The sequence below is a fragment of the Shewanella aegiceratis genome (assembly GCF_019457495.1).
GTDB classification, from domain to species: Bacteria; Pseudomonadota; Gammaproteobacteria; order Enterobacterales; family Shewanellaceae; genus Shewanella; species Shewanella loihica.
Map to the genome: position 1 here is coordinate 3,850,207 of NZ_CP080416.1, position 25,792 is coordinate 3,875,998.

General features: G+C 53.1%; 23 protein-coding genes and 1 pseudogene. 7 read left to right on the plus strand and 17 right to left on the minus strand.

What is annotated here, in order from left to right; translation table 11 throughout:
- The first annotated feature begins 35 nt into the window (after positions 1-35).
- Positions 36-1,076 carry an aldose epimerase family protein gene (locus K0H80_RS16685; RefSeq protein ID WP_220072327.1) on the plus strand — a complete coding sequence of 347 codons (1,041 nt, stop codon included), beginning with the start codon at positions 36-38 and terminating at the stop codon, positions 1,074-1,076.
- 115 nt (positions 1,077-1,191) lie between these two features.
- On the opposite strand, the gene K0H80_RS16690 is transcribed toward K0H80_RS16685, so the two are convergent.
- Complete coding sequence (locus K0H80_RS16690) at positions 1,192-1,626, minus strand: hypothetical protein (protein WP_011867069.1); 435 nt, start codon at positions 1,624-1,626, stop codon at positions 1,192-1,194.
- Between the two features lie 310 nt (positions 1,627-1,936).
- Positions 1,937-2,950 (minus strand): NAD(P)H-quinone oxidoreductase, encoded by a 1,014-nt coding sequence (locus K0H80_RS16695; RefSeq protein WP_220072328.1) that lies wholly within the window; start codon positions 2,948-2,950, stop codon positions 1,937-1,939.
- A 282-nt stretch (positions 2,951-3,232) separates the two neighbouring features.
- On the opposite strand from K0H80_RS16695, the gene K0H80_RS16700 reads away from it, so the two are divergent.
- Positions 3,233-3,697, plus strand: a complete 465-nt coding sequence (locus K0H80_RS16700) for a chemotaxis protein CheX (RefSeq protein WP_011867071.1) — start codon at positions 3,233-3,235, stop codon at positions 3,695-3,697.
- Positions 3,698-3,723: 26 nt separating this feature from the next.
- On the opposite strand, the gene K0H80_RS16705 is transcribed toward K0H80_RS16700, so the two are convergent.
- The 3 genes from K0H80_RS16705 to dnaB all read right to left on the minus strand — a co-directional run bounded on the left by K0H80_RS16705 (position 3,724) and on the right by dnaB (position 7,610).
- A complete protein-coding gene (locus K0H80_RS16705) occupies positions 3,724-4,998 on the minus strand; it encodes a BamA/TamA family outer membrane protein (protein ID WP_258406128.1) in 1,275 nt (424 codons plus the stop codon).
- A 19-nt stretch (positions 4,999-5,017) separates the two neighbouring features.
- Positions 5,018-6,094, minus strand: a complete 1,077-nt coding sequence (gene alr, locus K0H80_RS16710; RefSeq protein ID WP_220072330.1) for an alanine racemase — start codon at positions 6,092-6,094, stop codon at positions 5,018-5,020.
- Between the two features lie 109 nt (positions 6,095-6,203).
- Positions 6,204-7,610, minus strand: coding sequence for a replicative DNA helicase (dnaB, locus tag K0H80_RS16715; protein ID WP_011867074.1), 1,407 nt, complete (start codon positions 7,608-7,610; stop codon positions 6,204-6,206).
- A 116-nt stretch (positions 7,611-7,726) separates the two neighbouring features.
- Between dnaB and K0H80_RS16720 the strand changes: the two genes are divergently transcribed.
- Both K0H80_RS16720 and K0H80_RS16725 read left to right on the plus strand, forming a co-directional pair.
- On the plus strand, positions 7,727-9,931 hold the full coding sequence (locus tag K0H80_RS16720; protein ID WP_220072331.1) for a S46 family peptidase: 2,205 nt from the start codon (positions 7,727-7,729) through the stop codon (positions 9,929-9,931).
- 141 nt (positions 9,932-10,072) lie between these two features.
- A complete protein-coding gene (locus tag K0H80_RS16725; RefSeq protein ID WP_220072332.1) occupies positions 10,073-10,474 on the plus strand; it encodes a hypothetical protein in 402 nt (133 codons plus the stop codon).
- Between the two features lie 93 nt (positions 10,475-10,567).
- On the opposite strand, the gene rplI is transcribed toward K0H80_RS16725, so the two are convergent.
- From rplI to rpsF, 4 genes are read right to left on the minus strand one after another with little or no spacing between them, the layout of a single operon-like run.
- A complete protein-coding gene (rplI, locus tag K0H80_RS16730; protein ID WP_011867077.1) occupies positions 10,568-11,020 on the minus strand; it encodes a 50S ribosomal protein L9 in 453 nt (150 codons plus the stop codon).
- A gap of 27 nt (positions 11,021-11,047) precedes the next feature.
- Positions 11,048-11,275, minus strand: coding sequence for a 30S ribosomal protein S18 (gene rpsR / locus K0H80_RS16735; protein ID WP_011867078.1), 228 nt, complete (start codon positions 11,273-11,275; stop codon positions 11,048-11,050).
- Positions 11,276-11,287: 12 nt separating this feature from the next.
- Positions 11,288-11,593, minus strand: coding sequence for a primosomal replication protein N (gene priB / locus K0H80_RS16740; RefSeq protein ID WP_144202728.1), 306 nt, complete (start codon positions 11,591-11,593; stop codon positions 11,288-11,290).
- Between the two features lie 8 nt (positions 11,594-11,601).
- Complete coding sequence (rpsF, locus tag K0H80_RS16745; RefSeq protein ID WP_011867080.1) at positions 11,602-12,009, minus strand: 30S ribosomal protein S6; 408 nt, start codon at positions 12,007-12,009, stop codon at positions 11,602-11,604.
- 222 nt (positions 12,010-12,231) lie between these two features.
- Between rpsF and K0H80_RS16750 the strand changes: the two genes are divergently transcribed.
- Complete coding sequence (locus K0H80_RS16750; protein ID WP_220043398.1) at positions 12,232-12,975, plus strand: DUF481 domain-containing protein; 744 nt, start codon at positions 12,232-12,234, stop codon at positions 12,973-12,975.
- 659 nt (positions 12,976-13,634) lie between these two features.
- Positions 13,635-15,368, plus strand: coding sequence for a DUF262 domain-containing protein (locus K0H80_RS16755; RefSeq protein WP_220072333.1), 1,734 nt, complete (start codon positions 13,635-13,637; stop codon positions 15,366-15,368).
- A 567-nt stretch (positions 15,369-15,935) separates the two neighbouring features.
- Here the strand turns inward: K0H80_RS16755 and rlmB are convergent.
- The 8 genes and pseudogenes from rlmB to zapE all read right to left on the minus strand — a co-directional run bounded on the left by rlmB (position 15,936) and on the right by zapE (position 24,068).
- A complete protein-coding gene (gene rlmB, locus K0H80_RS16760; RefSeq protein WP_220072334.1) occupies positions 15,936-16,676 on the minus strand; it encodes a 23S rRNA (guanosine(2251)-2'-O)-methyltransferase RlmB in 741 nt (246 codons plus the stop codon).
- 14 nt (positions 16,677-16,690) lie between these two features.
- Positions 16,691-19,165 carry a ribonuclease R gene (gene rnr, locus K0H80_RS16765; protein ID WP_220072335.1) on the minus strand — a complete coding sequence of 825 codons (2,475 nt, stop codon included), beginning with the start codon at positions 19,163-19,165 and terminating at the stop codon, positions 16,691-16,693.
- 57 nt (positions 19,166-19,222) lie between these two features.
- Positions 19,223-19,789, minus strand: a pseudogene (locus tag K0H80_RS16770) (tetratricopeptide repeat protein); the annotation flags it as partial.
- Positions 19,790-20,191: 402 nt separating this feature from the next.
- Positions 20,192-21,487 (minus strand): adenylosuccinate synthase, encoded by a 1,296-nt coding sequence (locus K0H80_RS16775; protein ID WP_011867087.1) that lies wholly within the window; start codon positions 21,485-21,487, stop codon positions 20,192-20,194.
- Positions 21,488-21,553: 66 nt separating this feature from the next.
- Complete coding sequence (locus K0H80_RS16780) at positions 21,554-21,742, minus strand: DUF2065 domain-containing protein (RefSeq protein ID WP_011867088.1); 189 nt, start codon at positions 21,740-21,742, stop codon at positions 21,554-21,556.
- Positions 21,743-21,848: 106 nt separating this feature from the next.
- Positions 21,849-22,241, minus strand: coding sequence for a 30S ribosomal protein S9 (gene rpsI, locus K0H80_RS16785; RefSeq protein ID WP_011867089.1), 393 nt, complete (start codon positions 22,239-22,241; stop codon positions 21,849-21,851).
- A gap of 15 nt (positions 22,242-22,256) precedes the next feature.
- Complete coding sequence (rplM, locus tag K0H80_RS16790; RefSeq protein WP_011867090.1) at positions 22,257-22,688, minus strand: 50S ribosomal protein L13; 432 nt, start codon at positions 22,686-22,688, stop codon at positions 22,257-22,259.
- Between the two features lie 273 nt (positions 22,689-22,961).
- Positions 22,962-24,068: a cell division protein ZapE gene (gene zapE / locus K0H80_RS16795; RefSeq protein WP_220072337.1), complete on the minus strand. Its 1,107-nt coding sequence runs from the start codon at positions 24,066-24,068 to the stop codon at positions 22,962-22,964.
- Positions 24,069-24,378: 310 nt separating this feature from the next.
- Between zapE and degQ the strand changes: the two genes are divergently transcribed.
- Positions 24,379-25,731, plus strand: coding sequence for a Do family serine endopeptidase DegQ (degQ, locus tag K0H80_RS16800; RefSeq protein ID WP_144202716.1), 1,353 nt, complete (start codon positions 24,379-24,381; stop codon positions 25,729-25,731).
- The last annotated feature ends 61 nt before the right edge of the window (positions 25,732-25,792 follow it).

Genomic DNA, 25,792 nt, shown 5'->3' on the forward strand with positions numbered 1-25,792 from the left:
GATCCCAACTTTAATCGCTTAAGGAAAAGATTATCATGGTACGTTTTCGCCCGCTCGATGCCTGGAACGATCCCCGTGGTGGCCAGATTGAACGCATCATCATAGACAACGGCACCCTGGCCATCGAGGTGCTCAGCCTCGGCGGCATAATCCGCTCCCTATGGGCGCCGGATAACAAGGGCGAGCGTGGCAATATCGTGCTGGGCTGCGACAGCGCCCAGGATTATCTGACCCAAGACGCCCATCTGGGCGCCATCGCCGGACGCTACGCCAACCGTATCGCCGGTGCCCGCCTGAGCCGGGATGGTCAAGAATTCAGTCTGGACAACAACCATCAGGACAACTGCTTGCATGGCGGCCGCGAGGGCTTCAATCGTAAGCAGTGGCATATCGGCCAACTCAGCGATGGCGTGCGCCTCAGCCTGTTCAGCCCGGATGGCGACATGGGCTTTCCCGGTAACGCCAATATCCAGCTCGACTACCGCCTGGTGGGCAATAACCTCTATGTGGAGATCCTCGCCAGCACAGACAAACCCTGCCCCATCAGCCTGACCCAGCACAGCTACTTCAACCTGGAAGGTGCGGGTGAGCGCAGCAGCCTGGGACATATTATCCAGAGCGACAGCCAGCACTACCTCACCACAGATGAGCAGGGGATCCCGACAGATGTGACTCGGGTAGCCGGTACGCCGCTGGATCTCAGCCAGGGTCAGTCCCTCGCGAGCCTGAAGACGGCGCTGGAAAGCGAGCCGACGGGGGGCATAGATCACTGCTACCTGACGCCCAACCATGACGGCAAGGCCCTGAGCCGCTTCGGCACCATCAGCGCCCCGGCCTCAGGCAGACGCATGACCCTCTACACCAATCAGCCAGGTGTGCAGATCTACGGCAGTAACTTCCTCGAGGGCACCCTTGGCAAGCAAGGGCAGAAACTGGCCTCATATCAGGCGGTATGTATCGAGCCACAGCAACTGCCCGATGCCCCTAATCAGGCACACCTAGCGGGCACGCCTTGGCTGATGCCGGGCGATGTGTATCACCACATGAGTCGCTATCAGTTCGATCTCATCAAATGAGATGCTAACGGGAAAAGATAAGAGAAGTAAAAAAGATTTAGGTAGGGGTTCCAGAGGGACCGGAACCTCTTACCTAAGGATGGCGGCGAACTAAGCAGGAGTCCTGGCAGGTTGCCTAGTTGCGGTCGTCATCGTCAGACCAATCATCATAGCCGTCGTCCAGGCTATCGACTTCGAGTTCGACATCATCATCGTCGTCATCGCTGGCGCCTTCTTCGGCATCCACCTTCACCTTCTTAGGCGCTGGTGCAGGTTTAGCATGAATCGCCTCAACCCAACCGGCATGCTGCTGCATGAAGGCGGCTCGGGTCGCTAACCAATTCGCGTCATATTCAGCTTTAGCGGCCTTAAGTTCCTCTTCCGTAAGGTCATGCAGGTTCACCTTAACGATGTCCTCGGCATATTCAATCACGGCATCTCTTACCGTGTTATAGAGATAAACTCGTCCCGCCGTGGCTTCGGGAAACTCTTTGTCGTGAATGAGGATAGTATTACCTCGAGCCGTACGAAGTTCACCATACCAAACAGGTTCTTTAGACGTGTCATACATATATGCTAATACCCTTAAATCAACACATACCAATATAAAATTATAAAGCTGACAACAGTTAGCTTAGTCACTGCCATCGCCACAAACGCCTCTGGACAATAGCCCACACATTTTTAATAAATACCGCCAGAAATCAATAGCCAAATGGATCTATTTTATTTAATTGCTATCAAAATGTTCACTCGGTAGATACTAGTAACGAATTTAGCCGATCAAATCAGTTATTCAAGTTTTTTCTAACCTACTTTATACCAAAGTTAACAGACCGCTCAGCCCCCATGAGCGCGCGGCTTGTCACACCCGTTGACGGCTAGTCATTCGCCACCTTGAGCACCAGCTTTCCTCTGTGTTGCCCCGACTCCATCAGGGCGTGGGCCTTGGCCGCATCACCCAGCGCAAACTCGGCATACAGGTGAGGCACTAGGCCTAAGCCCTCCTGGGTGTCGAACTTAGGCCACACCTGCTCACGCAGGCCATCGGCGATCGCCTGCTTGGCCGCGACCGATTGCGGCCTCAGGGTCGCCCCCGTCCAGCAGATACGCTTAGCCATCAAGAGCGCCACATCCACCTCGGCGCGCCTGCCCCGTTGCAGGGCTATGGTGACCAGGCGGCCCTCGATCGCCAGCGCCTTGAGGTTAAGGTCGATAAGGTCACCCGAGGCCATATCCAGCACCAGATCCACCCCTTGAGGCGCCACCGCCTTTATCTGAGCCAGCAGATCCTCATCGTGGTAGTTAAAGCCGTGGTCGGCCCCCAGGGCGAGGCAGTAGTCAATCTTCTCCTGACTGCCGCAAGTGACCAGCACCTTAACAGCGAATTGTTTCGCTAAGGTGACCGCCGCCGAGCCGATACCGCCAGAGCCGCCATGAATAAGCACAGTCTCACCCGCCTTGAGGCCGCCGCGCATGAACATGTGTCCCCACACGGTGAAGAAAGTCTCGGGCAGGGCCGCCGCCTGGGCCATGGTCACTCCTGTGGGAATAGGCAGGCAGTGCACGCCCCAGGTCGCCACATACTCGCCATAGCCACCGCCGGGCACCAGGGCGCACACCCTGTCCCCCAACTGCCAGCCGGTCACCTGCTCGCCTATAGCAACCACTGTGCCCGATACCTCCAACCCCAAGATCTCACTGGCACCGGGCGGCGGTGGATAGAGGCCACGGCGCTGGGCGACATCCGGACCATTCACCCCGGCGTATTCCACCTTGATCAGCAACTGATCCAGCGCTATGGCAGGCAAGGGACTCTGCGCCAGCTCCAGCACCTCGGGCCCTCCTGGGGCGTTAAATTGCACATGGGTATAGTGTGTGGGAAGCATTGACATGGCGGCTCCTAACATTAGCGGGCGTTAATGCTGTCGAGGCTAGCGCGAAATGGGTGAATTGGGCAAGCCTTAGCCGTCATCCTTAGGCGCCTTGGGCGACAAAATCAAACAGCAGCTCACAAATATCTTTACCATTAGTAAGTTAGATATAAAAGATTTGTCGCCCCGCCAGAGCTTTATGTTATGGTGTTAAAGTGCCAGCAGGCTTTACGCCCATTTATCACCTAAGCTTAAAGTCCGATATGCTGCGATCTGTTATCACCAGAAGGGGCTGCACCTGCGATGAATGTAGACTTTATCAATCCTTTTCTCGATTCCCTGCTCAATGTGCTCAAGACCATGGCTAACATGGAGCTCAAACCCGGCAAACCTAACCTGAAAAAAGATAACCTGGCCAAGGGCGATGTATCTGGCCTGATCGGCATGGTCGGCCCTCAGACCAAGGGCTCGCTATCCATCACCTTCGAAGAAACCTTGATCTTAGAGATCATGAACAAGATGTTGGGAGAGAAGCCGGAGAGCATAGACGAAGAGGTGACGGATCTGGTGGGTGAGCTGACCAACATGGTGACCGGCGGCGCCAAGAATCTGCTGAGCGATAAGGGCTACGAGTTCGATATGGCGACCCCCATAGTGGTGTCGGGTAAGAACCACACCATAGCCCATAAGTCGGACGGGCAGAAGATCATCATGCCCTTCAGCAGCATCTACGGTACCGCCTACATAGAGATCTGCTTCGAAGGCTAACCAGCGCAGCAATCCTCAAGTAATGATTAGAAAGGCTGGTTCACCATGACCCAGAACTGGCTTTCCTCCTCGCCGATGGCGAGATCGGTACGCACCACCACACCTTCCACCTCGAAACGAATACCGGCGCCGAAGCTGGTTTTCATCTGGCTGTGCAGGCTATCTAAGGCAAACGCATCGCTCACCTTGCCCGCCTCGACAAATGCCGTCCATTGCCACCAGGGAATATCGAACCAGCGAAACACCGGCAGGCTCTGCAATGGCTGCCACTTGGGCTCTAGCCGATATTCGGCGGCATAGAGCAAGGCGCTGCGGCCGGTGAACTGATCGCCGCTGTAACCACGCAGGCGCTTAAAGCCCCCCAGGCCCACCCCGGCAAATCCAGGCGGACGCCCGTTGGTCTGACTGTTCGGGTCATAGTCGTTCCAGGTAGGGGTGTCTGCGAGATAAAAGTTAAAGGCCAATACCCGGCTGTCGAACCAGCCAGACTGCCCAAGGGAGAAGTAGAGGCTCTGCTCAAACTCCCAGGTGGTCCAGCTCTGACGCTGGCTGCTGCCCCAGTCGCGGGTTAGGGTCAGGCTGGTGCGCCCGCCCTGCTTGCTGTTCTCGCGATCGTCGCGGTTATCCCAGGCAAGCTCTAGCTCCAAACCGCGGGCCGATTGAGGCAGCGACTCATATCCCTCCAGGCGTTGCTCGGTATAGAAAGGGGTCAACTCTATGCTGCTCACCCCAGAGGTGAGCGGGTTCCATTCGTGACTGCCTACGGGTGCGCTGCGCAAACTAGCGGCCGCGCCCTTGGCGCCTCGCCCCCAGGGCAGCACATATTTAAGGTGCAGCCTGGCAAAGGATTCATCTCCTTGAGTCACCACACGCTCGGGGGCATCGGCGGCGCGTCCCACCTCTTGCCCGGGAATGTAGAAGATCCCTTCTGTGTAGCGGGCGCGGTAATACTCACCGGAAAACAACCAGCTATCCACCCCCGGCAGCTGATAGTCGTTGGCGCCAAGATAGGTGACCCAGGAGTCGTTGGCTGTGCCCAGCCCCAGGGCAAACAGGGAGGCCTGACGCTGCCCCGCATGCTTGACCACACCAGCGGCGCCTACAGAGGTACTCAGGCTCTCGGTGGCGAAGATGAAGGGCACGGCCACATACTCAGCCTCGGTGCCATCATCGCTGCTTATCTGAACCTGAGGCGCCAGGTCATCACTGGCCAATGCCTGCTGGGTAGCTAAGGCGAGCAAGCCTGTAAAAAACAGACGGCTAGCCCGAGAAGCTAGCCGCGTGAGAGATATTTTCGCCATCAACAAACTAGTCATTTGATCATTCGAGGCAGACGGCGACGCGGGGAGTCAGCTTAGTCACCAGCTCATAGGCGATAGTGCCGATATGCTCGGCCACCTCTTCGACCGGCAGCGCCTTGCCCCAGAGCACGGCGGTATCGCCCACCTTGTCTGTGGCGTCCAGGCCGAGATCCACCGTCAGCATATCCATGGAGACACGTCCCACCACGGGCACCAGGCGGCCATTGACCCAGACAGGGGTGCCTTCCGGGGCGTTACGGGGATAACCATCGCCATAACCTATGGCCACCACGCCTAGCTTGGTATCTTGCTTGGCGCGCCAGTAGCTGCCATAGCCGACGGGATCGCCGGCCTTATGATCCCGCACCGCAATCAGCTGAGACACCAGCTCCATGGCGGGCTCAAGACCATGATTGCGACCGAGGTCACCGACCACAGGCGAAACGCCATAAAGCGCTATCCCCGGGCGGATCCAGTCCGCCTGAGTCGCCTGCCAGTAGAGGGTCGCGGCCGAGTTGGCCAGGGTGCGATCGCCAGGAAGGTCTGCCGTCATCTGCTCGAAGCGGCGCGCCTGCTCGGCGGTCGCCGGATTATCCGGCTCATCGGCGCAGGCAAAATGTGTCATCAGATTGATGGGCTTGGCCACGTTGGGGCAGGCCTGCAGACGCTGATAGATGGCCTCAAACTGATCCAGGTTAAAGCCCAGACGATGCATGCCGGTATCTATCTTCATCCACACGGTCACCGGCTTGGCCAGGCTGGCGGCCTCCAGCATCTCGAGCTGCGACTCGTGGTGCACCACGGTATCGATATCATGCTCGACCAGGGTTGCCACATCGCTTGGGCGAAAGAAGCCTTCCAGCAGAAGCAGCTTGGCACTCACCCCTCCGGCTCTGAGTTCCAGCGCCTCTTCGAGGCGCGCCAGGCCGAAACCGTCGGCACTGGCCAGGCAGTGGGCCACATTTAATAAGCCGTGACCATAGCCGTTGGCCTTCACCACGGCCATCACCTTACTCTGGGGTGCCAGCTGGCGTAATCGCTTTAGGTTAGCTTTCAGCGCATCGCCGCTGATCTCTGCTCGGGGAAAGGGTTTCAAACAATAACCTTAATGTTAATGGCGTCGAGACTCGATGAGGGTAACGCAAAATAGCGACCCATAGGGCTAATTAAACCAAGTTTAATCTCACCCTATGAGCTTAGTCGGATTAATCTTCTTCGAACTGCGGACCGGCGTAGTTATCGAAACGGGAGAACTGGCCCTGGAAGGTCAAACGTACCCGGCCGATGGGGCCGTTACGCTGCTTACCTATGATGATCTCCGCGGTGCCCTTATCTTCGGAGTCGTCGTTATACACCTCATCACGATAAATAAACATGATCAAATCCGCATCCTGCTCAATAGAGCCTGATTCACGCAAGTCGGAGTTTACCGGGCGCTTGTCGGCGCGTTGCTCCAGAGAGCGGTTAAGCTGCGACAGGGCGATCACAGGGATCTCGAGTTCCTTAGCCAGCGCCTTGAGCGAGCGGGAGATCTCGGCGATCTCCAGGGTACGGTTGTCGGACAGTGCGGGCACCTGCATCAGCTGAAGGTAATCGATCATGATCATCGACAGGCCGCCATATTCGCGGGCGATACGTCTGGCGCGGCTGCGCACCTCGGTCGGCGTCAGGCCTGAGCCATCGTCGATATACATCTTGCCCTGCTCCAGCATGATCCCCATGGTGGAGGAGACGCGCGCCCAATCGTCATCGTCGAGCTGACCCGTACGTATCTTGGTCTGATCCACCCGGCCAAGAGAGGCCAGCATACGCATCATGATCTGCTCAGAGGGCATCTCCAAGCTGAAGATGAGCACAGGCTTGTCTTCATGCAGCGCAGCCTGCTCACACAGGTTCATGGCGAAGGTGGTCTTACCCATAGAGGGACGCGCCGCGACGATGATCAAATCGCCCGACTGGAAACCCGCGGTCATGCGGTCGAGATCGTTGAAGCCGCTGGACACCCCGGTCACACCGTTGTGAGGGTTGTTGTACAGCTCCTCGATCTTGTCTACCGTCTTCTCGAGGATGGTCTTGATCCCCTCGGGGCCCTCGTTGGCGTTGGCGCGCTGCTCGGCGATCTTAAATACCTTGCTCTCGGCCAGATCCAGAAGCTCGCTGGAGTTACGCCCCTCGGGGTTAAAGCCGGCATCGGCGATCTCGTTGGCGACCTTGATCATCTCGCGCACCACGGCGCGTTCACGCACGATGGCGGCGTAGGAGAGAATGTTACCCGCGCTCGGGGTGTTCTTGGCGATCTCGCCCAAATAGGCGAAACCACCGGCATCTTCTAAGTTATCTTCCAGCTCCAGCTGTTCGGAGACGGTGATCAGATCTATGGGCTGACCCGCGGCCACCAGGGCCTCCATGGCGGTAAAGATCATCTTGTGGGAGCGGGAGTAGAAGTCATCCTTCACCACGGCCTCGGCCACCTTATCCCAGGCATCTGAATCCAACATCAAGCCACCGAGCACAGACTGCTCGGCCTCAATCGAATGGGGCGGCATCTTCAATGCATCGATCTGTATATCTCTAGGCTTTTTCTTAGCCTGAAATCCACCTTGCTGTGACATTAACTCTCCAAATTTCCAACGATTAGGCAAAATATGATATAAAACCCGGGTCAAGCAGAAACAGGCCTCTTACCTGTTCGTCCTACAAACTTACACATAATAATTAAGGAATAAACATGCGCAAAGCATTGGTTGCAGCCTTAATGCTGTCATCTGGCGTAGTGATTGCCGATGAAGGGCAATGGCAACCGTATCAAATGCCTTCGATCGCCGACAAGCTGAGCGAACGCGGTATCCAAATTCCAGCAAAACAACTCGCCGATCTGACCCAATATCCGATGAATGCAGTTGTCGGACTGGGGTATTGTACCGCCAGTTTCGTGTCCCCCCAAGGGTTAGTTGTGACGAATCACCACTGCGCCTACCGCGCGATTCAATACAACAGCAAGAAAGAGCACAACTACATCGCCGATGGCTTCCTGGCGCGCAAACAAGCGGACGAACCTTCTGCCGGCCCTAACGAACGTCTCTACATCACAGAAGCGGTCACCAACGTGAGCGACCAGGTCACCAAAGAGCTCAGCGACGACCCGCTGAAACGCTACGAAGAGATCCAGGCCAACCGTAAGGCACTGATCAAAGAGTGTGAGAGCGACGACAACTACCGCTGCTCGGTGCGCAGCTTCCACAACGGCCTGGAATACTACCTGATCAAGCAACTGATCATTCGCGACGTGCGCTTGGTGTACGCGCCACCTAAGAGCGTCGGCTCCTTCGGCGGCGACATCGACAACTACGAATACCCACGCCACTCGGGCGACTTCACCTTCCTGCGCGCCTATGTGGGCAAGGATGGCAAGCCGGCGGCCTACTCGCCTGACAACGTACCCTTCAAGCCTAAGAGCTACCTGAAGATCAACGCCGATGGCGTCAAGGCGGGCGACGGTGTATTCGTGGCCGGTTACCCGGGCTCGACCAGCCGCTATCGCCTCACCAGCGAGCTGAAGTTTGCCAGCGACTGGCTCTACCCTACCCTGGCCAAGCGTTATCAGCAGCGTATCGACACCATAGAAGCCATGGGCGCACAGGACGCAGGCGTTAAGATCAAGTACGCAGGCACACTGGCCTCCATGGCCAACCGCATGAAGAAATATAACGGTCTGCTCGACGGCTTCAAGGCCACCGACATCGCTGGCATCAAGCAGGGTCGTGAAGACGACTTCCGCAAGTGGCTCACCACTGACACTCAATACCAGAGCTATCAGGCCAAGTTCGACCAGCTAGAGACTCTGTTAGTTGAGCAGCGCCAGGCGCAGCAGACCCGCTACTTCTTCGAGAACGCCCAATCGAGCGACCTGCTCTCTGCGGCCAACCGCCTCTACCGTCTGGCCAAGGAGAAGACCAAGCCTGATGCCGAACGTGAAGAGGGCTACCAGGAGCGCGACATGAAGATGTTCAAGGCGCGCCTCAAGCGTATCGACTCAAGCTTCGCCATCAGCGTCGACAAGACCCTATGGCTACAGGATCTCGACGCCTATCTCGCACAGGACAACCGCGTACCCGAGCTGGATGCCATGCTGAAATCGGACGATGCAGAGGTGAGCCTGAGCGATAAGTTGGATGGCCTCTACTCGCTAACCGGCCTCACCAATCAGGATGAGCGTCTGGCCTGGATGGACGCCGATGTGAAGGCGTTTGAAACCAGCGCCGATCCTTTCATCCGCATCGCCGTTGCCCTGTACGACACCAACCTGGCCCAGGAAAAAGCCAAGAAGACCCTGGCCGGTAAGCTGTCTAAGGCACGTCCTGGCTACATGGAAGCCGTTATCGCCTACTACAAGGCCAACAACTGGCCGGTATACCCGGATGCCAACGGCACCCTGCGTATCACCTACGGCATGGTAGATGGTTACCAGTCGAAAGATGCCCTCTACAAGCAGCCCTTCACTCGCCTGGAAGGCATAGTCGCCAAGCACACGGGCGTCGAGCCGTTCGATGCACCTAAAAAGGTGCTGGATGCCATCAAGGCCAAGCGTTACGGCAGCCACAAGGTCGAGTCTGTCTATCAAGACCCAGCCTCTTGGCTGTGCCGCCTCTTCTCTTGCCTGGATAAGCCGGAAAGCTTCGGCTCAGTGCCGGTGAACTTCCTCTCAAGTGTCGACACTACAGGTGGTAACTCGGGCTCTCCTGTGTTTAACGGCAAGGGCGAACTGGTGGGGCTAAACTTCGACTCTACCTATGAAGCCATCACCAAGGACTGGTTCTTCAACCCGACCATCACCCGCGCGGTGCATGTGGATTTCCGCTACATTCTGTGGATGATGGATGAGGTGGATCACGCCGACAACCTGATGGGCGAGCTGGACCTAGTCAGAAACTAGTCAGAAACTAGTCAGAAACTAGTCTTAAGTCAGAGCGTTTACCCAATCGACAAATACCCGGCCTCGCCGGGTATTTTTTTACTTGTCGCTAACTCGTCAGTGGCATAGGTTATTAGAATGGCAATGAATATGAGGCATAGGATGAGCAGCCCCTTAGGCGGATTTTATCTCGCGGCCCAACAACGAAGAATGCAGGCCCTGCAGCGCCAGCGCAGCACACCTAAGTGCCGCCTCAACTTCACCCTCACAGGCGACGACCAACCGCTTATCGCCCAGAGCCTCACCCTAGAATCTGGCGTGAGTGAACTTGCCAATGAAACTGTGACTATCCGGCTTTGTGCAAACTTCACCCCGACGGGGCTGCTGAAAGTAGTGAGTGACATCTATCTATGCACTGCAGATGAACCTCGCCATGTGGGCACGCAAGAACTCTATCTAAGCCTGAATGAAGCCGTTACCAGCCTGGTTGCAGGCAACCCTCACTATCGACTAACGCTAATGGCCACACAATTTGCACAGGACAAATCAAACCAAGCCGAATAGCGGCGAGAGCGCCTAGCGGCATATTCGAGACATAAAAAAACACCGCACTAATCAGATTAGCGCGGTGTTTTTTTAATCGTTTAAAACTGTGTATTAGTCTTCTGCAACAACAGAAAGCTTAACAACAGCCTTAACTTCAGCGTGAAGCTGAACGTCGATTTCGAATTCACCAGTAGCGCGGATAGCACCTAGTGGAAGACGAACTTCGCTCTTAGCCAGTTCAACGCCAGCAGCAGTTACTGCATCAGCGATGTCACGGTTACCGATTGAACCGAACAGCTTGCCTTCGTCGCCCGCTTTAGAAGCGATAACAACAGCTTCAAGAGCAGCCAGCTTCTCAGCGCGCTCAGTAGCAGTTGCTAGTTCAGCAGCTAGCTTAGCTTCTAGTTCAGCACGACGTGCTTCGAATACTTCAGTGTTAGCAGCGTTAGCAACTACCGCTTTACCTTGAGGTAAAAGGAAGTTACGAGCATAACCAGCTTTAACTGACACTTGGTCACCCAGGTTGCCTAGGTTAGCGATTTTATCAAGTAGAATAACGTTCATTATTAATTCCTCTAAATTGATGCGCTATTACTGATGTAGATCAGTGTAAGGCAGTAGAGAAAGATAACGAGCACGCTTGATAGCGCGAGCCAGTTGACGTTGGTATTTAGCGTTTGTACCAGTGATACGGCTAGGAACAATTTTACCACTTTCAGTGATGTAGTTCTTTAGAGTAGCGATATCTTTGTAATCGATCTCAGTAACGCCTTCTGCAGTGAAACGGCAGAACTTGCGACGACGGAAATAACGTGCCATTTTGACAGTCTCCTAAGTTTTCAATTCGACATTTTCAGCGTGTAATACCAGGCGGTTTTGACCATTGCGTCCTCTCTGGAGGGCGATGAAACCTTTGACCTCAATATCCACACCGGTTTTCAGTTTGTCTGTGATGCTGTTAAAGCGTTCGCCACTTAATATCACTTGCATCTGGCAGTATACGTTTCTCAGCATCTCTGCTTCATAAACCTGCGATTTGTGTTCCAGCATGATCACACAATGTGGGATACCTGCCGGGCTACTAAAGCTTCTGGACCGGGTTATGGTTCCAGATAACACCAAGTGATTGGTGGCCACAAATAAACTTACTCTGCTGCGTTTTCAGCGGCTTCTTCAGATACTTCAGCTTCTACAGCTGAACGCTCTTCGCTAGAACGACGTGCTTCACGCTCGTCTTTCGCTTTAGCCATTGGAGAAGCTTCGGTGATGGCACCCTTGGTACGCATAACCATGCTACGAAGAACAGCGTCGTTGAAACGGAAAGCTGTTTCTAGCTCTTCAACCGATTCTGCAGTCGCTTCTACGTTCATCAGAACATAGTGAGCTTTATGCAATTCGATGATTGGGTAAGCCAGTTGACGACGGCCCCAATCTTCTAAACGGTGGATTTGACCGCCAGCTTGGGTAAGGATACCCGTGTAACGTTCGATCATACCTGGCACTTGTTCACTCTGATCAGGGTGAACTAAAAATACGATTTCATAATGACGCATTTTTTGCTCCTTACGGTTATCTAGCCTCGTTGTTGGCTCAGTCAGACCAAATGGAGGCAAGGAACTAAATAAAGTGACTGAATTAAGCCGCGGAATAGTACATGGTCACACCTCAAAACTCAAGCAATATCTTTCGTGATTCACTTTGCCCATCGCCCGGTGAAACGGTATGATAGTCCGCTGTCATTTTTGTGTTCTAGACGCGTGCAAAAAATAAAAATAATGTTAAGAGCAACAAGTTTATTTATCACACTCGGCCTCAGCCACAGCGCCTGGGCATTGGTGCCCCCGGACTATCAGGAACCCCCCAGCGACTTCTCTGCCGAGATAGAGGCCGGGCTGCAGATCAACACGGGTAACACAGAATCCAGCAGCTTCAACGGCCGCACCAAACTCGTCTACGACACAGACAAGTTTCGTCAGGAAGGAGTCTTCAAGGCCTACTTCGCCTCCGACTCGGAAAAGACCACCTCGGAGAAGTACGACGTTCAGCTCCAGTCGAGCTACAAGATCTACTCAGGCTATATCTTCGCCCGCGGTGATTTCACCGAAGACAGATTTGGTAGTTATACCCGCATCTCGACCGTGTCGACCGGTTATGGTTTCGACGCCATCAGCGACGACAGCACTAAGCTGAGTCTCGAAGTCGGCCCAGGTTATCGATACAACCTGCCCCAGGTGAGCGAGTCGGTACCCGACCCCGAGGCCGACCGCGAGATCATTCTGCGTACCGCCGCCAAATTCGAGCAAAAAATCCACGAATACACCAGCTTCAACGCCGACCTCACCGCAGAGACCGGCGAGGCAAACAACACCGTCACCCTAGACATGAGTTACAAGAACACCCTATTCCAGGACTGGGCGTTTAAAATAGGCATGAACATCAAGTACACGGAAGTGGTACCAGAAGGGTCGAAGCAGACAGATACCGTCACTACCTTTAATCTGCTGTACACCTTTAAATAAAGGTTTGAGTGCCCCCAAATGATGGGGCAATTAATCTGACTTGCCAGTCGTGGCGGCTAACCGCTTTGATATTTGCTCTGTGAGTTCAGACCATAGCTTCATGGTCTACTTATCACCTGCGGTGGGCTCATGTGCAGATACGCCTGTGAGACGCCGTGAATATATCCCTATAGGCTCTGCCGAAACATCCCTGTTTCGGAAGCTCACCGGCGTATCTACACTAGTTATCCAACGCCTCTTCGATTTAACGTTCTTGTCATGACCCTAACAATCAAAAGATAAGTAATTTTGGACACAAACGAGTTGAACCTATGCTCTAAACCTGTCATTTCGGATATGGTGAGTTTGGGCTACCCAAAACGGTTCAAAACTGGCTACTTAGTCGATGGCAATTCAAAGGAAAGCGGTACGCAGGTCATCTCGTTAACAAGCGATGCTGAACAACCCAGAGTATATATAAAGAAGAGGCTTGATATAGCACACTGAGATACATCCACAAGTACTATGAACTGGTATGCTCGTTCTGGGTCTCAAGTACCTAAAACGCAATCGAAATCAAGTTGCCCTTAGTACCTTAAAAATCTCTACCCTTATGATTTATTGGAAGTAACTTACCTGATATATTCAACTACAAACTCATTGTGAATAAAAGGCATTCGATGAACTTCCAAGCTGAGCCCGTGACCATAAATGCGCTCTTGTCAGTGAGCAAACAGTATTTCATTCCTCGATATCAAAGAGAGTTTTCTTGGACGAAAGAAAATATAGATGAACTATGGTCAGATCTAGTTAACTCAATCACCACTACTGATGAAGGATATCAGTGCGAAGAGTATTTTATCGGTACTTTAGTTTTAGCTGGTCGAGATGATAGTTTCGAGGTAGAAGTTGTAGACGGACAACAACGCCTAACTGTAATCACAATGTTTATATCTGCGTTGTGTAGAGCTCTGAATGGTGCAGGTGGCGTTCGCGCTGCTCAATCAACTTTTGACACCTATATCAAAGGCTCAGACCGTAGAGGTGAAAAGTTTGCGAAATTAGATAAACGTTCAACCACGAACTTCTTCCAACTGTTAGTTCAAGATCTTGAGCTACACGACTGTAGCCCGCAATCTGAGGAAGATAATCTCGTAAAAAGCGGTTTTGATCAAATAAATAGGCTGGTAGGTAAAGCTTCATTAAAAAAAGTTTTCAGTCTAACTGGCAATGTAAGCAATGAAAAATACATCGAACTAATCAACGTTTTAATTGACTTAATCGTAGATCACTTAAAAGTGATCAGAGTAAACGTACTTAACAGCGATGACGCTTACACAATTTTCGAAATTCTAAATGCTCGTGGAATTAACTTAAGCCCGGTTGATCTAATAAAAAACAAGGTTCTTCAAGAATGGGGAACCACTTACCCTATTGATTTTGCGAAAGATAAATGGAATGGAATTGTTAAAAACCTATCATCTAGGGATGTATCTGTAGGACTCGAAGAATATACGATCCATCATTGGACAACAAACTTTGCATATACCAGTAAGCGAAATCTATACAAAGCATTTAAGAAACAATGGGATGCTGGAAATCTAACTGCTGAAGGTTATCTAGACGAGCTATATGATGATAGTCAAAGCTACATCAAGATTATTTCGCCTCTAGCTACTGACTGGCCTCAATCAGATCAAGCTGCAATTTATAATTCTCTGTCTGCATTAAGAACATTCAACGTTAGTATTATGCGCTCTTTCCTCCTTTCTCTATTTAAAACTCGCGCAAGAGGTGTGATAAGACAAAGCCAATTAATTGATACCTTAGAGAAGATAGAAAATTTCCATTTCATGTTTAACTCTGTATGTAGCTTGCGCCCATCAGGCATAGAAGGCTTGTACGCTAAGTCGGCTAGAAGCTTATCAAATGCACAAAACGCCAGAGACGCAAGAGATATAATTAATGATCTGCTTACCAAGTTAGATATAAAGAAACCGACTCAAGAAAACTTCACAGATAAATTTTCCAAATTGCAGTTTGTAAATGGAAATACTGCTCATAAAAAGCTTATTCAATACATATTTTTCAAGCTGGAGCGCTCTTTAAGGAATAGCAACGAGTTCGAACCAAGCGATCTATCACTTGAACACATTATGAGCCAGTCAACGACCGGAGTCAGCCCCGATATTATTGGCTCGATCGGTAATTTGTTACCATTAGGTCAAGAGTTGAATGGCAATGCCAATGTGAGAGACTTTCCCGCAAAAAAACTCATTTATCAACAATCAGACTATCGTGTTGTCTCTGACTTCTTAGCAGCAGCTACTCAAGACACATGGACGGAAGATGACATAATAGCTCGCACAGAAGATCTTGCGACTCATGCTTACAACACTGTTTGGGCTAATTAGTATACCATCCATTGTCTAGTATTACGGAAAAAACGAGTTACGTTTACGACTTTAACGCAACTCGTCTTTCCCCCAAATTTCAAACGTATTGTTTATTAGTAGCTATCCATGTGCTTTAGAACAACCCTATTTATAGTCCGTAACTGATCCACCGACAACTTGTTAACTCAATTGTGGGGCAAAACCAAGTTAGCTTATGACCCCCCACTTCACACCAAACACAGTCAAATCGAAGAGACGTTTAGATACGGGTGTAAGCACGCTTTTGGCTCTCGGCGGCATGGACGCCGCCGTGAAGCGTATAGGGATATATTCACAGCGTGCCAAAAGAGTGCTTGCACATCCCCCGCCGGGCAGGCGATAGATAAAATCGACGGTTAACGCTAAACAACAGGTTATAAACCTAAATGACGGTACGCATTACACCTAGAGATTGGCTAACTGGTTAGCTGACCCCCGATGTAAAGCAGATACAAAAATGCCGATGAAGTCTACACCTCATCGGCATTCCTACCACCTATGGAAACCCAATAGGCTAAATCCAAAATTGAAAGATCGAATTCCCGATCACCCCAACCTTTGGCGAACCGCCTCGAACAAACAGATTCCTGTGGCCACAGAGACGTTGAGGCTAGAGACGCTACCCGCCATAGGGATAGAGGCCAGCGAATCGCAGCTCTCGCGAGTCAGTCGACGTAGCCCCTTGTCTTCGGCGCCCATGGCGATGGCGATGGGGCCTTTAAGGTCGGCCTTGTAGAGGTCGTGCTCGGCTTCGCCGGCGGCGCCGACGATCCACACGCCCTTGTCCTGCAGGGACTTCATGGTACGCGCCAGGTTAGTCACCTGAAACAGGGGCACCACTTCGGCGGCGCCGCAGGCAACCTTGCTAACGGTTGGCGTGAGGCCAACCGAGTTGTCGCGCGGCACAATCACCCCATGTACCCCGGCGGCGTCGGCGTTACGCAGACAGGCGCCCAGGTTGTGAGGGTCGGTCACGCCATCGAGGATCAACAGAAACGGCGTCTCTGTCTTATCCAGTAGCGCCTGCAGATCGTTGTCATTGAGCTGCTTGGCAGGCTTGGCGCGTACCAGCACTCCCTGGTGCTGACTACTGCCGGCCTTGTCGTCCAGCGCCTTGCGTGAGGCCTGCTGCACTGACACACCGTATTCGGCGGCCATATTGATCAGCGGCATCAGGCGCTGATCGTCGCGTCCCTGCAACACCCACATCTCGATCACCCGCTCAGGGCTGTTTTTTAGCAAGGCCTCAACGGCGTGGATGCCGAAGGTGAAATCTTGTTTCTTCATCTAATTTGAGTCTCTTATTTCTTACTGCTGCGCTTCTTCACGCTCTTACGTTTCTTGGCGCCCGGCTTGGCCGATGACTTCTTTGCCCCGGCCTTTGACTTACTCGCGCCAGCCTTACCGGCTCCCGACTTACCTGCTCCGGGCTTACTTGTCCCAGGTTTAGCGTCACTGCGTCTAGCGGAGCGGCGCTTACCGCTCGGCTTGTCATCTTCTTTACCCTTGCGCGCCATCTTGGCGCCCTCGAGATTGACCCGCTCGCGGGCGGTCAGAGGCTTCTTGGCACGGCGGGGGCGTGATGTCTTACCATCATCGCCCACCATCATGAGATCGATCTGGCGATCATCCAGGTTGACCGCGGCCACCTTGACGGTGACTGGGTCGCCTATCTGATACACCTGGCCCGAGGCCTCGCCCACCAGGCGCTGACGCATATTATCATAGTGATAATAGTCGCCACCCAGGGTGGAGATATGCACCAGGCCGTCGATGAAGAGATCGCTCAGGCGGACAAACATGCCAAAGTGAGTCACAGAGGCGATCACCGCCTCGAAGGTGTCGCCCACATGGTCACGCATAAACTCACACTTGAGCCAGTCGCTGACGTCGCGGGTCGCCTCGTCGGCGCGTCGCTCAGTGTTGGAACACTCCTCGCCCAGCAGATCCAGCTCTTCGATCTGATAATGATAACCGCCATCTGGCGTCCACTTGTCGTTGGCTTCGCCGCGCTCTTTCGACAACAGGTAACGGATCACCCTGTGAAGGATGAGGTCCGGGTAGCGACGAATCGGCGAGGTAAAGTGCGAGTACTCCTCCAGCGCCAGGCCGAAGTGGCCCTCGTTATCCGGGGTGTAGGTGGCCTGACGCATGGAGCGCAGCAACATCACCTGGATCAGCTCGGCGTCGGGCCGGTCGACCACCTGCTCCATCAAGGCCTGATAGTCGGCCGGCTCAGGCTCTAGGCCGCCGCCCATGGACAGGCCGCGCTCTTTGAGGAAGTCCTTGAAGTTAGTCAGCTTCTGCTCAGACGGCGCCTCATGCACCCGGTAGAGCACCTCGCCCTTATGCTTCTTCACAAACTTGGCCGCCGCCACGTTGGCCAGGATCATGCACTCTTCGATGATCTTATGGGCCTGGTTACGGGTGCGCGGCTCGATGCGCTCGATCTTACGATCGGCGTTGAAGATAAACTGGGTTTCCGTGGTCTCGAAGGCGATAGCGCCGCGCTGGGCACGGGTATCATCCAAGGTCAGGTAGAGCGACTGCAGGGTCTGTAGATGCGGGAAGATTGGCTTGAGCTCATCGCTCACCTCGCCGCCCTCGAGCATCTCCGCCACCTGGGTATAGGTGAGGCGCGCGTGGGAGTGCATCACGGCCGGGTAGAACTTATAACCCGACAGCTTACCCGCCGCCGAGATGGTCATCTCGGCCACCATGCAGAGGCGATCGACCCCAGGGTTGAGGGAGCAGAGGCCGTTAGACAGCTTCTCCGGCAACATGGGGATCACCTGAGACGGGAAATAGACGGAGTTACCGCGGGCGCGGGCCTCTTTGTCCAGCGCCGACTCGGTGCGTACATAATGACTCACGTCGGCGATGGCGACCCACAGGCGCCAGCCGCCGCTCTTCTTGGTCTCGGCGTACACGGCATCGTCGAAGTCGCGCGCATCTTCACCGTCTATGGTAACCAGAGGCAGTTTGCGCAGATCGACTCTGCCTTGCTTATCCTCTTCGGTCACCTCATCGGGGATCTTACGCAGTTTCTTCTCGATCAGGCTTGACCAGGTATGGGGCAGATCATAGTTGCGCAGGGCAATCTCTATCTCCATGCCAGGCGCCATCTCTTTACCCAGTACCTCGGTGACCTTACCCGCTGCCTTCATGTAGCGACCGGGGCGGCGTGTCAGCTCGACCACCACCACATCGCCCTGACGGGCGCCGTTGCGATCGTCGTCGGGGATCAGGATCTCCTGGGTGATGCGCTTGTCGTCGGCGATGACAAAGGCCATACCTGAATCCAGGTGGAAACGCCCCACCAGAGGCGCGGTGCGCTCATGGGTCAGACGGACGATACGAGCCTCGCGGCGCCCCTTGCGATCGACGCCAGCCTTCTGGGCCAATACCTTGTCGCCGTGAAAATACATCAGCATGTCACGGTTGTTGATGAAGAGGTCGTCGCCGCCCTCATCGAGTTTGAGGAAGCCGAAGCCATCCTTGTGCCCCAGAACGGTGCCGCTGAGCAGATCCATACGCTCGGGCAGACCATAGGCCTGGCCACGGGTAAAGACCAGCTCACCGTCTCGCTCCATGGCTCTGAGGCGACGGCGCAAGGCTTCGAGCTGCTCTTCGTCGCTGATCTTCAGCGCCTGGGCGATTTTCTCGCGATTGAGGGGTGATTGCTGTGAGCGTAAGTAATCTAAAATATACTCACGACTAGGAATGGGGTTGTCGTACTTCTCTTGTTCACGCTTTAAATGCGGATCTTTGATCATTCATTATCCATAAATTTTGCCCAGGCTCTCCTGCTGTTGCTAAGGGGCTTAGGGCGTTTACCGGGATCTCAGGTGCGCCTGCTTAGCCCTCTCAACTGCACTTGCGGGCATCTTTGCTTCCAGCACCATCAATAATTTCAGGGCTTCCTGTTTGGTCGCCTCATCACTAAATACATCGTTGTATAGCCAGTGGTAACCCATCTCATAGTCTCTGGGGCTACCATAGCCTTCGCCAAACAATCTGACCAGCATCATGCGCGCAGGCAGATCGCCACTGGCGGCAGCGGGCAGTGTGTATTGCACCGCACGCTCCTTATCTTGGATCACGAACTTACCGTCATGGTAATACTCGGCGATCCTGACCATGGCCTCGGCGCTCCCCTGCTCTGCGGCGTCGCGTAGCATGGAGATCCCCCGTGGCGGATTGGCCTTGACGCAGATGCCATAGTTCAGCATCTCCGCCCATAAATATTGGTACAGCGGCTGCTTCAATACTTCGGCGCGGGCCTCGATATCTTGCACCAGCTGACAGTCGTCTCCCTTGACGCGGGTCAGGTAAGACTTGTCGCGGATCATCTCGACAAGCTGCTCCTGGCTGTAGATGTTGACCGCCTTGAGCTCCGCCTTCTTATCGGCAGACGTGTTATCGCTAGCCTTAACGGCTTGTGCCTCGGCTTGTGCTTGTGCTTGTGTTTGGGCCTGGGCCTGGGCCAGCGTCGATAGACAGGCCAGCAAAATAACGCATACTAATCTCGTCATCACTCTTGCCTTAACTCCTACCTTAACTCTTGCATTAACTGTTACGTTAGTTAAGGTCTCTAGGTTAATCTCACGCCTTATCTCTATGACAGACTTAGGCAGTATACCTTATCTTATCGGCCGCTGCGGCGTTAGCTTAAAAAGTGATTGTAACCTTATCGCCAACCTAGCCTATTTGGCTGAGCTTATGCTAACCAGGCTCGCTTTCGCTACTCTACTTAGGCTAGACCCTAAAAATAAAAAGGCCGCTTAACGCGGCCCTTATGATTAACTGAACGGATTCACTAGAATCATGGTCTCGTTTCTGTCGGGACCCGTTGAGATAATGTCGACTGGCGTTTCCAGTAACTCTTCGATTCGCTTGATATAGTCGAGCGCTGCCTGTGGCAGTTGATCGATAGAGGTCGCACCGAAGGTGCTTTCGCTCCAACCAGGCATAGTCTCGAGCACAGGCGTTACCTGCTCGTAGCCTTCGGCTGCCAGCGGAGTTACGGTAGAGATGCTGCCATCTGGGTACTGATAACCCACACATAGCTTCACTTCTTTCAAGCCGTCGAGTACGTCAAGCTTGGTCAGACAGAAACCGCTGATGCTGTTGATCTGAACCGCGCGCTTCATGGCAACGATATCTAACCAACCTGGACGACGCTTACGACCTGTGGTCGCACCGAACTCTTGACCCTTAGTACCTAAGTGATCGCCGATCTCGTCACGCAGTTCAGTTGGGAAAGGACCCGCACCCACACGTGTGGTGTATGCCTTGATGATACCGCAAACATAATCCAGATGACGTGGACCGAAACCTGAACCTGTTGCTACACCACCGGCAGTCGTGTTTGAAGAGGTTACGAATGGATAAGTACCGTGGTCGATATCCAGTAGCGTGCCCTGAGCGCCTTCGAACAAAATGTTGTCGCCATTCTTACGAGCCTGATCCAGTAGCTCAGTAACATCGGTACACATGCTCTTCAGATAGTCGGCGATAGCCAACGCATCTTTTAGCGTGGTCTCGTAATCAACCGCTTCGCAACCATAGTATTCGGTCAACATGAAGTTGTGATATGCCATCACTTCCTTCAGTTTCTCGGCGAACAGTTCTGCATTAAACAGATCGCCAACACGAAGACCGCGACGAGAGATCTTATCTTCATAAGCAGGACCGATACCACGACCCGTTGTACCAATAGCTTTGTTACCGCGTGCTTTTTCACGTGCGATATCTAAGGCACAATGGAAAGGAAGGATTAACGGACACGCTTCGGAGATAAGCAGACGCTCCTCTACAGGGACGCCACGCTCTTTAAGCATGTTGATCTCTTTCATCAGTGCGTCGGGCGCAAGCACAACACCATTACCGATAATGCATTTTACATTATCGCGTAAAATCCCTGATGGAATAAGATGAAGAACGGTTTTGTCACCATCGATAACAAGTGTATGACCAGCATTGTGGCCACCTTGATAACGAACGACATATTTGGCCTGTTCGGTAAGTAGATCGACTATCTTACCCTTTCCTTCGTCACCCCATTGGGTGCCGAGAACTACAACGTTTTTGCCCATTATTTGCTGCAAGGTAGTGGTTAAAACGGGATTTTAGCAGATCTTGGGGGGGAAGTGGCAAGTAATTTATGAAAAAATAATCAATATGACCACGCCCGCGGTCACTAAAGCACCACCCAACCTTTGTAAAACCCGTTGATTTTGGCTGGAAATTTCCTGCAAATATGCCCGCCAACGATTCGGAAATAAAAGCGGACCTATCCCTTCGATAATCAGCACTATGGCCAAAACCAGCATCAGGAGTTGGAATGTCATCTAGGTGTGTTTCCTGTAGCGAACAATTAGGGTTTAAAAATAGCAGAAAACAGCCATAAAAAAACCCAGCACAAGGCTGGGTTTTTCCAATCTTCGCAGCGTAATATTAACGCTTTGAGAATTGTGGCTTACGACGTGCTTTACGTAGACCGACTTTCTTACGCTCAACTTTACGAGCATCACGGGTAACGAAACCAGCGGCACGTAGAGATGGACGTAGAGCTTCATCAAGCTCCATCAGGGCACGAGTGATACCGTGACGGATTGCACCTGCTTGGCCAGTGATACCACCGCCCTTAACAGTTACATAGATGTCTAGCTTTTCAGTCATTTCAACTAGCTCTAGAGGTTGACGAACAACCATACGAGCAGTCTCACGACCAAAATATTCGTCAAGTGGACGTTGGTTCACGACGATGTTACCACTACCTACTTTAGCGAATACGCGAGCAGTAGATGTTTTGCGACGGCCAGTGCCGTAGTACTGAGTTGCAGACATTAGCTTACTCCCGGATTAGATATCAAGAACTTGTGGTTGTTGTGCAGCGTGGTTGTGCTCTGCGCCAGCGTAAACTTTCAGTTTACGGTACATGGCACGTCCTAGAGGACCTTTTGGCAACATACCTTTTACTGCTTTCTCGATAATCATTTCTGGCTTATGATCTTGCAGCTTATCGAAAGTAATCTGCTTGATACCACCTGGGAAACCAGAATGAGAGTAGTAAGTCTTAGCTGCTGCTTTGTTACCAGTTACAGTTACTTTCTCAGCATTGATAACGATGATGTAATCGCCAGTATCAACGTGAGGAGTGTATTCTGCCTTATGCTTGCCACGTAGACGACGAGCGATTTCAGTCGCGATACGACCTAAAGTTTTACCTTCAGCGTCAACAACGAACCATTCGCGCGTCACTGTTTCTGGTGTAGCAGTATATGTAGTCTTCATTTACAAAAACCCAATGTTTAAATTCTGTCTCAAATGCCATTATTTTTTAATAAATAACAACACAAAAAATGCCATTCTCCGCCCCTTCGAGCAAAGAATAAGGCTTTACAACTTCCGCCGTTTTGGCGGAGTAACGAGGGCAGGTCGCGAATTATAGACAAAGCTGAGTTAAAAATCACCTAATTTTTTCAGCTAATTTAAATGATTTACTCAGCTTAGGATCGATTTGGCGGCGAAAGGGCAAAAAGCGCCCTTTATCGGTTGAAACTCGCCCTATGGCAGGTGTTCTAGTGCCAGATAATCGTGAGACTGCATCTCGGTCAGGCGCGAGCGGCAGCGTCTGAATTCGAAACTCAGCAGCCCCTGGGTGTAGATCTCCTCCAGTGCTACCTCGGCCGAGATGATCAGCTTCACATGGCGCTCGTAGAACTCATCCACCATAGCCAGGAAACGGCGGGCGATGTCATCTCCCGTGCTCTGGCTACCCATCTGCTCGACACCGCTAAGTAGTACGGTGTGATAGAGACAGGCCAGCTCCATATAGTCGCGCTGACTGCGAGGGCCGTCGCACAAGTCACGAAAATCGATCAGCAACACGCCTTGGGCCTGTTGACGTATGGCGATCTCGCGGCCATCGACATCTATCGCCTCACGGGAGACCTCTGACTCGGGCGCCAGCTGCTGGAAATAACTCAGCAGGTTTTTATCGGCCTGAGAATCCAGCGGATAATGATAGATCTCCGCCTGCTCCAGGGTGCGCAGACGATAATCTATGCCGCTGTCGACATTCAGCACCTGGCAGTGTTTGTTGATCAGCGCAATCGCCGGCAGGAAGCGTGCCCGCTGTAGGCCGTTACGATAGAGCTCATCAGGAATGATGTTTGAGGTGGCGACCAGGGCCACACCTTCGGCAAATAGCGCCTGAAACAGGGTGCCCAGCAACATGGCGTCTGTGATGTCGGAGACGAAAAACTCGTCGAAACAGATCACCTGATAACGCTCGGCCATCCGCTTGGCGATCACCAACAGGGGATCTCGTTGTCCCTTAAGGCCGTCGAGATCCAGATGGATCTGATGCATGAAGCGGTGAAAGTGCGCCCTGAGCTTACGCTCGCCCGGCAGGGCATCATAGAAGGTGTCCATCAGATAGGTCTTGCCGCGCCCTACCCCGCCCCAGAGGTACAGGCCCTGCACCTGAGGCGCTGGCTTAGTCAGGAAACCCAATAGTTTCGCCATCCCCGAGGGCTTTTGCTGCGCCGAGAGCAACTCATCATAGACACGTTGCAGGGCCTTGACCGCCTGCTCCTGAGCTGGGTCATAGGAAAAGTCATCACGTTGTAGATCGGCTTGATAATGCTGCCAGGGGGTGAGATGCGACACTGAAATTATTCTCTTCTATCCTTAATTCAACCGCCAAATGGTATCACGACAATCGATCTCAGGGTATATGTGGGCCAAGCTAAAACCTAAGCTGGCACAGACAAGCCTTAATGGGACGACCAGGGCTTTATCGCTCGCTAGTCGATGAAGACTAACGAAAAATTAACCTTTGTTAATCACCTGAACTTTATCGAGAAGGCGATAGTCGGATTGAGTAACACAGCATTATTTAATCACTTGATTTACGTCCGAGTAGCCTTATATCTACAGAGTCATAAGTTCATAATTGCAACATTGGAGTCATGAATAGATGAAAACGAAATTATCACTACTTTCCGCCGCACTGCTCGGCGCGAGCCTGATGGTTATGCCTGCCGTTTCTCAAGCCGCCATTCCACTGGCCGTCGACGGGCAAGCGCTGCCCAGCCTGGCCCCCATGCTGGAGAAAACCACCCCAGCCGTGGTTGCCGTCGCCGTCTCTGGTACCCATGTTTCTAAGCAGCGTCTGCCCGACGCCTTCCGCTACTTCTTCGGCCCTAATGCCCCGAGAGAGCAGGTGCAGGAACGTCCCTTCAAGGGGCTGGGTTCTGGCGTCATCATAGATGCTAAGAAAGGCTATATCGTCACCAACAACCATGTGATCGAAGGCGCCGACGAGATCTTGATTGGCCTGCACGATGGTCGTGAGATCGAGGCCAAACTTATCGGTACCGATGCCGAGTCAGACGTGGCCCTGCTTCAGATTGAAGCCAAGAACCTGGTGGCCCTCAAGCGCGCCGACTCGGATGAGCTCAAGGTCGGCGACTTTGCCGTGGCTATCGGTAACCCATTCGGTTTAGGCCAGACGGTCACCTCGGGTATCGTCAGCGCCATGGGCCGCAGCGGCCTAGGTATCGAGATGCTGGAGAACTTCATTCAGACTGACGCGGCCATCAACAGCGGTAACTCGGGCGGCGCCTTGGTAAATCTCAACGGAGAGCTTATTGGTATCAACACCGCCATCGTCGCCCCGGGCGGCGGCAACGTGGGTATCGGCTTCGCGATCCCCGCCAACATGGTCAACAACCTGGTGGATCAGCTGATCGAACACGGCGAGGTGCGCCGCGGCGTGCTGGGGGTCAGTGGTCGTGACTTAGATAGCGAGCTGGCTCAGGGCTTCGGCTTGGATTCGCAGCACGGCGGCTTCGTCAACGAGGTGATGCCAGACAGCGCCGCCGACAAGGCGGGCATCAAGGCCGGCGATATCATAGTCAGCGTCAACGATAAGCCGATCAAGTCCTTCCAGGAGCTGAGAGCCAAGATAGGTACCATGGGCGCCGGCGCCAAGGTGAAACTCGGCCTGATCCGCGACGGCGATGAGAAGACGGTCACCGCAGTATTAGGCGAGGCGAGCCAGCAGACAGAAACCGCGGCGGGCGCCGTACATCCAATGCTGGCGGGTGCCACCCTGGAGAACAACAAGAAGGGTGTCGAGATCACCGAGATCGCCCAAGGTTCTCCGGCGGCGGCCAGTGGCCTGCTTAAGGGCGATATCATAGTCGGGGTCAACCGTACCCGTATCGAAGATCTTAAGGAGCTCAAGGCTGAACTTAAGGAGCAACACGGCGCCGTGGCCCTGAAACTGCTGCGCGGTGACAACAGCCTCTATCTGGTTCTGAGATAAGGCGCACTAGAGGCCATGACAGGGTTCACCTACCCACGTTGTGGCCTCTTTTATTTCCTGC